Genomic DNA, 9,493 nt, shown 5'->3' on the forward strand with positions numbered 1-9,493 from the left:
ATAATTTTTACACAAGCTTTACGCTTTCATCTCCAAATGCCACCTTGAGGGTTTTAAGTAGCCCTTCATTCGGAGACACGCAGAGTTCCTTGCTCGCTTCGAATGATTTTCCTTGATCCTCAACATATATATACACAGATGTCCCGCCCCGGTAATTAGCGAGTATTTTTTTTATGGACTGCAGAATAACCCTGTCATAGTGCTTTATCTTAATATACAGCTTGCAGTCCTCTTTGGGTGGCTTTTCCTTTACGACATCTGTTTTACTCTGATACCCGTATGAGGATTTAGAAGAGCGCATGCCTATTTTACCGACGCCTTTTATGTTTTCCTCATTAAGCGCGCATATGTTTTCTGCGAGTATTTTGGGTTCCTCTTCTTCTTTGAAACTTATCTTTCCATAGACGATGACTATCTTGTCTTCCTCTATGCATGAAATGCATTTCTCGAATACATTCGGAAACACAATTACCTCAAAGCTGCTGTAGAGGTCCTCCACTTGCAGAAAAGCCATACGGTTGTTGTTTTTCGTGAATTTTTTCTGCACTGCGATTATAACCCCCGTTGCATAGATAAGGTCATTGTCCTTTACCCTCGATGGTACTCCTATCTCATGTGGCTCTTTCATTTCTGAGGATGTCACAAATTTTCCGCTCCCAATCAGTTCCTCATATTCTCCCAAAGGATGTCCGCTTATATACACCCCGAGCATTTCCTTCTCGAAGGTAAGCAGCGTCTTCATTGGAAACTCCTCCCTTTCGGGTATCTTGTCGTACCTGAGTGCATCGAGTGTCTCCTCGGATCCCATATCAAATAACGAGACCTGCCCCTTAACATTCCTTCTCTTGTCCCTCTGTATACCCTCTATGACTTTTTCAAAGCATCCAAGAAGCTGGGACCTATTGACCTTGAGGCTATCGAAAACCCCGGATTTTATCATGCTTTCAACCGCACGCTTGTTGAGTTCGGAGGTTTCCACGCTTTCGCAAAAATCTATGAAACTCTTGTACGGAGCCAATTTTCTTGTGCTTATTATTGAAGCTATTATTCCCTTTCCAACATTCTTTATTGCAAGCAGTCCAAAGTTTATGTTGCCCTTGTTCACTGTAAAATGCTTGTAGCTGGTGTTTATGTCGGGAGGAAGAACATTTATGCCCATACGCTTGCAATCCTGAATGTACTGGGCCACTTTTGCAGAATTGCCTGTAACACTTGTAAGAAGCGCTGCCATGAATTCAACCGGATAGTAGTGCTTCAGATATGCCGTCTGGTACGCCAGTATGGCGTATGCTGCAGCATGACTCTTGTTGAAAGCATATTTCGCGAAGTCGATCATATCATCGTAGATTTTATTTGCCGCATCCTCAGGGACACCCTTCCGCATGCATCCCTCGATTTCGATTTTACCGTTTTCGTCTATCTTTCCGTGTATGAAGTACTGCCTTTCCTTCTGCATGACTTCCATCTTTTTTTTGCTCATTGCCCTGCGCACCAAATCGCTTCGGCCAAAGCTGTAACCGCCGAGTTCTCTTACAACCTGCATTACCTGCTCCTGATATACAAGGCATCCATAGGTCACATCAAGAATATTTTTTAGGCTCTCATGCACATATTTTATTTCCTTGGGATTGTTCTTGTTCTTTATATATGTCGGTATCGAATCCATAGGTCCCGGTCTGAAGAGAGAAATCCCAGCTATTATATCCTCGAAGCTTTCGGGCTTAAGTTCCTTCATAAACTGGCGCATTCCGACGCTTTCCAATTGGAATACACCCAATGTATCTCCATTGCTAATCATTTCGAATACATCAGGATCGTCAAAGGTTATGGAGTTAAGTTCTATTTTTTTACATTGGCTGACTTCTATGAATTTAAGCGCATTCTTTATTACGCTTAGGTTCCTAAGCCCCAAAAAGTCCATCTTTAGAAGCCCAAGCTCCTCCAAAATCCCCATTGTGAACTGAGTTACAACACTGTCGTCATGAAGATAAAGCGGCACATACTCGTCAATGGCGTCCTTTGAAATAACGACACCTGCTGCATGTGTTGAGGCGTGGCGAGGCATGCCCTCCAGCTTGAGAGCATTGTCTATTAGATACTTTGCGTTTCTGTCGGAATCGTAAAGGGACTTGAATTCAGTGCTTATTTCGAGAGCCTTTCCTATGGTTATACCAAGTTCCGTAGGAATAAGCTTGGCTATGCGGTCAACCTCTCCGTAGGGTATGTCTAGCACTCGGCCCACATCTCTTATGGCAGCCCTTGCAGCCATAGTTCCGAATGTTATTATCTGCGCTACCTTCTCTTTTCCATATTTTTCAACTACATATTCTATTACTTCCTGCCTTCTATCATCCTCAAAGTCTATGTCAATATCCGGCATGGTTATTCGCTCGGGATTCAAGAATCTCTCAAAAATGAGGTTATAACGTATGGGGTCAATATCTGTGATTTTAAGCACATATGCCACTATGCTGCCTCCACAACTTCCCCTGCCAGGACCAACTACGATTCCGCTTTCCTTTGCAAATCGTATGAAGTCCCAAACTATGAGGAAATAATCCACATAGCCCATCTCCTCTATTACGCCTATTTCATACTCGAAGCGATCCATAAGCTCGTCGGCACCATTTCCGTACCGCTCCCTAAGACCCTCTTGGCAAAGCTTTCGTAGATATTTCTTGTTGGTAGTTCCCTTGGGAACATCAAATTCAGGGAGATATATCTGGTCGAAGTCGAATGTAACGCAGCACCTTTCGGCTATCCTTACTGTGTTCTCCAGCGCTTCAGGGGCATAGTCGAAAAGCTCCGCCATCTCGCCAGGAGACTTTAGATAAAACTCGTCCGACGGGAATTTCATTCGCTCTGTATCGCTCACATTCTTTCCTGTTTGTATGCACAGAAGTATGTCATGGGCTTTGCTATCTTCCTTGCGTATATAGTGCACATCATTTGTTGCTACCAAAGGAATGCCAAGTTCCTCGCTTATCTTTATGAGCTCCCGGTTCACAAGCTTCTGCTCCGGTATTCCATGGTCTTGAAGCTCGAGATAGAAATTATCCTTTCCGAATATGCCGCTAAGGTAACTGGCCCTTTCCCTGGCCTTCTCCGGGTTGCTCTCCATTATAAGCCGCTGTATATCACCTGCAAGGCATGCAGAAAGAGCTATCAGACCTTCCGTGTGTTTTTCAAGAAGCTCATAGTCTATTCTCGGCTTATAGTAAAAACCCTCTGTATAGGCCTTGGATACCAGCTTAATAAGATTTTTGTAGCCTGTATTGTTCTCAGCAAGAAGAACGAGGTGGCCCGAATTCTTATCCTTAATAGAATCCTTGTCTTTCATGGTTCTGGAAGCCGTATACACCTCGCAGCCTATGATAGGTTTGACCCCTTCCTTTAGGGCTCTTTTATAAAAATCCACAACTCCAAACATAGATCCATGGTCGGTTATGGCAACAGATTCCATGCCAAGGTCTTTTACCTCTTTGAATATTTCTTTTATTCTTGCGTACCCATCCAGAAGGCTGTACTCAGTATGCACATGCAAATGGGAGAAACCGGGTTTATTCATCATTTTAGTCCGTCCTTTTTATCCAATATCTCAATGGCTATTTCCCTGATTTTCTTTAACCTGTGATTAACGCCTGATTTTCCTATTGGCAAATCAAGCATCTGCCCCAATTCCTTGAGGCTTGCCTCTTTATTGGTCATTCTTACTTGCGCAATTTCCTGTAAACTTTCAGTAAGATACTCCAAACCTTTTTCTTCCTCTATTACACGTATATCTTGTATTTGTCTGTATGCAGCGTCTGCCGTTTTCGTCAGATTAGCCGTTTCACAGTTTACTATTCTATTCACGTTGTTTCTCATCTGTTTCAATATACGTATGTTTTCAAAATCCAGCAGTGTTTGATGGGCCCCTATAACATTTAAGAAATCAATTATCTGGTCACCCTCTTTCATGTACACAACTTGGCTTCCTTTCCTTTCAATCATTTTGGGAGAAAGTTCGTAGACTCTCATCATCTCAATCAGGGCCTCGCCATATTCAATGTTATGCGCAACAAGCTCAAGATGGTAGGACCGTTCCGGGTCACTCAAGGAACCTCCGCCTATGAAAACACCCCTAAGATAGGCTCTCCTGCATTTTTCGTTTTCAAGCAATTCAAAGGGCACTGAATTGTTTATTGAAAACCCTCCGTCCGTCTTCCGTATGATTCCCAAAGCCTCGAGCACTTCATTTGCACCCTCATCTTTTTCTATTGCCACGGTGTATATATTCGCCTTTTTTAGCTTTAGATTCTTATGCATCCTTATGTCTGTATGAACACCGCAAGCATTCTTGAACAGGCTGAATATATGCCTGGCAATTGCGGCATTTTTTATGCTTACCTCTATGTTTACCCGATTTTTACCCGCAAGTTTTATCGTTCCGCTTATATGAACTATTGCCGACAGTTCCGCGACCATGCAATCGTGTCTAGTTTGTTCTATGCGGGTCAATTCGTTTTTAGTTTTTGATGAAAATGACATAGCGGCCACCTCCATAGGTGATTGTTATACTTAAAATTATAACATAGAACTCCAATTGAATATCGCATCATAAATGAAAACCCCCGAGAATCACTTTCCGGAGGCTTCAATATATTCCATGGCTTTGGCCACTATATCCTTTTCATCTTCATATTTAATCATCTCAAGCACCCTATCCACATGAACGAAGCGAGCTTCTATGAATCCCTCGTTTCTAAGAGGTGTGCAAGTCATACTCTTTGAATCCATCAAAAACCAATGAACAGTCTTTTGCGAAACAAGATTCTCGTTCCATGAGTTTTTGTATTCATATTCAATTTTTCCGAGATAATCCTTTATTTCCGCGCGCACTCCGGTTTCCTCGAAGACTTCCCTAAGAGCTGTTTGCTGAAGGGTCTCCCCTTTCTCGGCCTTTCCTTTTGGAAGGACCCAATCGCCATTGAATTTTTTTAGCATCAGTATGGTATTGTGGAAACTTACGATTCCGCCTGCGCTTACAATTTTTTTCACTACTCCACTTCCCCGAAATTTACTCTTTATGTTTATTTCCATATTCATGTCCAAAATCCTTCTTTGCCACATTTATGACAACATCGGCAATAACCTCCATAGGAACCATGAGAGAGCACACGGCAGGTATAGAGCTCCTCGTTGTCTTTTATGCCTACAAGGGCCGTCCATGTTGACAAGACCGTCCTTCTTCGCGCTCATCGCGAAGCCGTTCTGCATAGAAAACATTTCCTTCGCTATTTCACGTATCCCGCCTACTCATAGTTTTTATTTTCAATATAGAAGTTCACTTCATTTCTTAATTACCCCAAAAACCATTAAAGCCACCAAATACCGGTGGCTTTGCTAATAGAATATAATTTTTTTCATCCGTTTTTGCTTAGTGTTTTATACCTTTAAATGGGAAATATCGCGGTGGTTTACAACCACCTTGTTCCCTTTTTCCTTCATGTATTCATATAACTCATTTGCTACTGTAACGGAGCGATGCTTGCCTCCCGTGCAACCAACAGCCACTATCAACCGGTACTTTCCCTCACGGATATAGTACGGCATAAGAAAATCCACCATTGATTTTAACCGTTCCATAAATTCATTGCTTTCCGGCCACTGCATAACATAGTTTCTTACGCTTTCGTCGTTTCCTGTATATTCCCTAAGGTCTTCTATGTAGTGTGGATTCGGAAGGAACCGTACGTCGAAAACGAGATCCGCATCAAGCGGTATGCCGTTCTTGTATCCGAATGAAATTATGTTCACAGTAAGGTTGCTGCTTTTTTCTCCTTTTATGTATATGGACTGCAGAATTTCTTTAAACTGGGATGGAATCATGTCAGTTGTGTCTATAATATGGTTAGCCTTTTTCCTAAGCTTTCTGAGTTTTGCACGTTCCTTTTTTATTCCTTCCTCTAAATTTCCATCCTGGCTTAGTGGATGCATTCGCCTTGTTTGCTTGAAGCGCCTAATCAATTCCTCGTCGGAGGCTTCAAGAAAAATGATTTCATATTGTATGTTTCTCTTCCTAAGTTCCTCCATGCTCTCAAAAAGATCATCGAAAAAACTTCCGCCTCTTATGTCGGTTATTATTCCCACCTTGCTGATTTCTTTATTTTCGATAAGAACATCTATGAATTTGTTCATGAGAATCGGAGGCATGTTGTCAACGCAATAAAAACCTATATCTTCAAGAAAGTTTGCAGCATTGCTCTTGCCGGCTCCCGACATGCCTGTTATGATAACCAATTTCATTTGACTACCCCCTCACTGAAATATGTCATATTATATATGTTTTTTCTATCTATTCCCGATTTTTCTATTATGTCTATTGCTCCATCAACCATTCCTACATCCTCGGGCCTATGAGCATCGCTTCCCACTATTAAATCTGCTCCCATTTCTCCCGCAAGCCTTATTTCATCAACGCTTAGGTGCCCATGTTTGTTGTTTATTTCGAGAAATACATCGTTTTCCATTGCAGCCTTTATGACTTCATCCATGAAAAGCGGACCCTTAGCCCCCGGATGAGTTACGGCAAGAAGGTCATATGATTCCATCGCCCTTATGAACGCCTTGGTGTTTACGATTTTAACTCTCCGTTCTATAGAATTGCTGTGTTCGCTAATATAGTTATAGAAATGGATTTTCGCCGAGGTAAGAATCGGCCTGTCCATTGTTCCAAAGTGGTAGCCGGCCATAAGATAATCAAGGGACTGCATCATTTCATAGTCAACATCCAATGAACCGTCGGTCATTGAAATGTTAGCTTCTAAACCCAGTCTTACCTCTATGTCATCATACATGTCATTAAGGCTATCAATTTCATCACGCATAAGAAAAATATCATCTTTTTTGATGCCAAAGCCCTTGTGTCCGGGGCCATGGTCGGAAATGCCAAGTATCTTTATTCCCTTTATTCTTGCAGACTCAATATTATCTTTTATGGTTCCCTTTCCGTGGCTGTAAACCGTATGAGTATGATAGTCTGCATCCATTCTCCAGAATCTACCGCTCTCCAATGAACTTTACCTCCGTTTCAAGCATAACCCCGAATTTGTCAAAGACAACCTTCTGGACCGTTTTTATCAATGATAGAACATCTTCGGCAGATGCGTCGCCCGTATTGACTATGAATCCCGAATGTTTATCTGAAACCATTGCGTCTCCATGGCGAAGTCCCTTTAGACCTGCTTCCTGAATCAGTTTACCCGCATAATAGCCTTCAGGTCGCTTAAATGTACTTCCTGCACTCGGAACCGCAAGGGGCTGCTTTTCGCTCCTGCGCATGCTGAATTCATTCATTTTCCCGAGTATCTCCGCAGCATCTCCCTTTCGAAGCTTCAGAAGTGCCTCAAGAACTATCTGATTGCCCTCCGAAACGATGCTTGTCCTATATCCAAATGACATGGCATCCCTGCCAAGCTTTGTTATTTTACCCTTTCTGTCTATCAGTGTAACCTCTTCGACTAAATCCTTCATTTCGCCGCCATATGCCCCCGCGTTCATGGCTACTGCTCCACCGAGTGTTCCCGGTATTCCACCTGCGAATTCTATTCCCGTGAGTGATTCTTTGGCTGCCATCTTTGACAGCGACGATAAAAGAACCCCCGACTGAGCTCGGATTGCCGTCTCTTCTATGTCCACATTGCTGAATTGATCTCCTATCTTCAGCACGGTTCCTCTAATTCCCTTGTCCGAAACGAGAAGGTTGCTTCCGTTGCCCATAATAAAGCATCCCTCTTCGCAGCTTCCCAATAGATTCAATATCTTTTCTATTTCTTCTACGCTTTTTGGCAAAACCATTAAATCCGCTGGCCCTCCTATTTTAAAAGCCGTGTGGTTTTTCATTGGTTCGTCAATAAGCAATCTATCTTTAGGTATTATTTTTTTTATTTCCTCATAAATCTCTTTATTTTCCATCACGCACTCCTGTTCCACCTGTCACTTCGCATACACCATCCAGCAAGCATTTCAGTCTATCGCGCAAAGCCCTGAATTCTTTGTTTTCCGTTCTTATGTTCCTAAAAACACCGTCTGTCCGAATTTTTTCCAAGACCTTTACGGGTGGTCCGTCCAATATGTGTATCTCGTCCCCAAGCCGCACCGCTTCCTCTACATCATGGGTTACAAACACCACCGTTCTCTTGTCTTTTTCCCAGGCCTTAAGGAATGTTTCCATCACTATTCGTTTCGTCCTAATGTCTAGTCCCTTGAAAGGCTCATCCATTATGAGCACATCGGATGGGTATACAAATGCCCTCGCTATTGCGACTCGCTGTTTCATTCCTCCGCTCAGCTCTCCGGGATAGTAGCCTTTGAATTCGAGCAACTCCACTTTCTTAAGGTATTCCTCTACCAATTCCTTTACACGGTTTTCGTCAAATCTTTCTTTAATTACAAATGCGACATTTTCATAAACCGTCTTCCAAGGAAGCAACCTATGTTCTTGAAAAATGTATGATTTTGAAAGGGCCTCGAAATCGTTTGCCGCCATCGCATCAGGCTTTTCCAGATTGCCAATTACATTTAGAAGCGTTGTCTTTCCACAACCGGAAGGTCCCAGCAAGCAAACAATGCTGCCCTTTTTGACCTCCATGTCGAAATCTTCGTAAAGAATCAAATTGTCATATCTGAGGCTCATGCCTTCAATTTTATATCTTACGCCATCGTTTTCCATTTGACCGTCCTTTTCTCCACTATTCTAACAAGGTTGTCGAAAATGAAGCTTAAGGCAACTGCCACCAACGCCCATGCGAAGACACGATCGATTTCAAGATAAATTTTTGCCTCAATCAACCTTGTCCCTATTGAATACTTGGGCTGGCTCAATATTTCAGCCGCAATTACAGCTTTCCAGCCTATTCCCATAGCAGTAGAAACTCCCGCCGTCAGATAGGAGCTTATTGAAGGCAGATAGATTTCTCTTAGAATCCTGCTTTTGCTCACCCTGTATACTTTTGCCATGTCCACCAAACTTTTGTCCACATTTAGCATTCCTTGCACCGTATTGGTGTATATAATCGGAAATGAGATTAGGAAGCTTATGAATACAGGCACGAAGTCTGCGGACATCCAAATCAGTGCAATCAATATAAGAACAACCACCGGGGTTGTTCTTATAAGCGACACATACGGACGCAGAAAAACCCTGCCGCCTTTTTTAAGCCCTGCAAAAACACCTAGGGCGCACCCTGCCAGCATAGAAATCAATATACCTAATAATCCTCTTTTTACCGTGCTCAAAACCGATATCCAGAAGTAGTCATCCCGGACGATGAATCCAATGCCCTTGAACACGCTAAAAGGAGATGGAAAAATGATTTCCGAACTAATTAGTCCGGAAATCATCTGCCATATTCCTAATAAACAGGCAATCGAAAACCATGTGATTTTTCTATTTTTTGATGTAATAGAATCCCTCATCAGGCACCTTGCCTCCAATTTCCTGTGGTGAAAA

Annotated in this window: 8 protein-coding genes and 1 pseudogene; all 9 read right to left on the minus strand. The window is 42.5% G+C overall.

Annotated features, from left to right (window positions below; genetic code table 11):
- Nucleotides 1-7: 7 nt before the first annotated feature.
- On the minus strand, nt 8-3,568 hold the full coding sequence (locus JJE29_04775; protein MBK5251930.1) for a DNA polymerase III subunit alpha: 3,561 nt from the start codon (nt 3,566-3,568) through the stop codon (nt 8-10).
- Entirely contained in the window at nt 3,568-4,530 is a 963-nt protein-coding gene (whiA, locus tag JJE29_04780) for a DNA-binding protein WhiA (protein ID MBK5251931.1), read from the minus strand. The genes JJE29_04775 and whiA overlap by 1 nt, the downstream gene beginning before the upstream one ends.
- Nucleotides 4,531-4,620: 90 nt before the next feature.
- Nucleotides 4,621-5,040, minus strand: a complete 420-nt coding sequence (locus JJE29_04785; protein MBK5251932.1) for an NUDIX hydrolase — start codon at nt 5,038-5,040, stop codon at nt 4,621-4,623.
- 44 nt (nt 5,041-5,084) lie between these two features.
- Nucleotides 5,085-5,268, minus strand: a pseudogene (locus tag JJE29_04790) (hypothetical protein).
- A 159-nt stretch (nt 5,269-5,427) separates the two neighbouring features.
- Nucleotides 5,428-6,288, minus strand: coding sequence for an RNase adapter RapZ (gene rapZ, locus JJE29_04795; protein ID MBK5251933.1), 861 nt, complete (start codon nt 6,286-6,288; stop codon nt 5,428-5,430).
- On the minus strand, nt 6,285-7,055 hold the full coding sequence (locus JJE29_04800) for a PHP domain-containing protein (GenBank protein MBK5251934.1): 771 nt from the start codon (nt 7,053-7,055) through the stop codon (nt 6,285-6,287). The genes rapZ and JJE29_04800 overlap by 4 nt, the downstream gene beginning before the upstream one ends.
- Complete coding sequence (gene murB / locus JJE29_04805; protein ID MBK5251935.1) at nt 7,042-7,956, minus strand: UDP-N-acetylmuramate dehydrogenase; 915 nt, start codon at nt 7,954-7,956, stop codon at nt 7,042-7,044. Before murB ends, JJE29_04800 begins: the two co-directional genes overlap by 14 nt.
- Entirely contained in the window at nt 7,946-8,713 is a 768-nt protein-coding gene (locus JJE29_04810) for an ATP-binding cassette domain-containing protein (GenBank protein MBK5251936.1), read from the minus strand. The genes murB and JJE29_04810 overlap by 11 nt, the downstream gene beginning before the upstream one ends.
- A complete protein-coding gene (locus JJE29_04815) occupies nt 8,695-9,459 on the minus strand; it encodes an ABC transporter permease (protein ID MBK5251937.1) in 765 nt (254 codons plus the stop codon). Before JJE29_04815 ends, JJE29_04810 begins: the two co-directional genes overlap by 19 nt.
- Nucleotides 9,460-9,493: the final 34 nt, after the last annotated feature.

This window comes from Peptostreptococcaceae bacterium (genome assembly GCA_016649995.1).
Taxonomy (GTDB): Bacteria; Bacillota; Clostridia; order Peptostreptococcales; family BM714; genus BM714.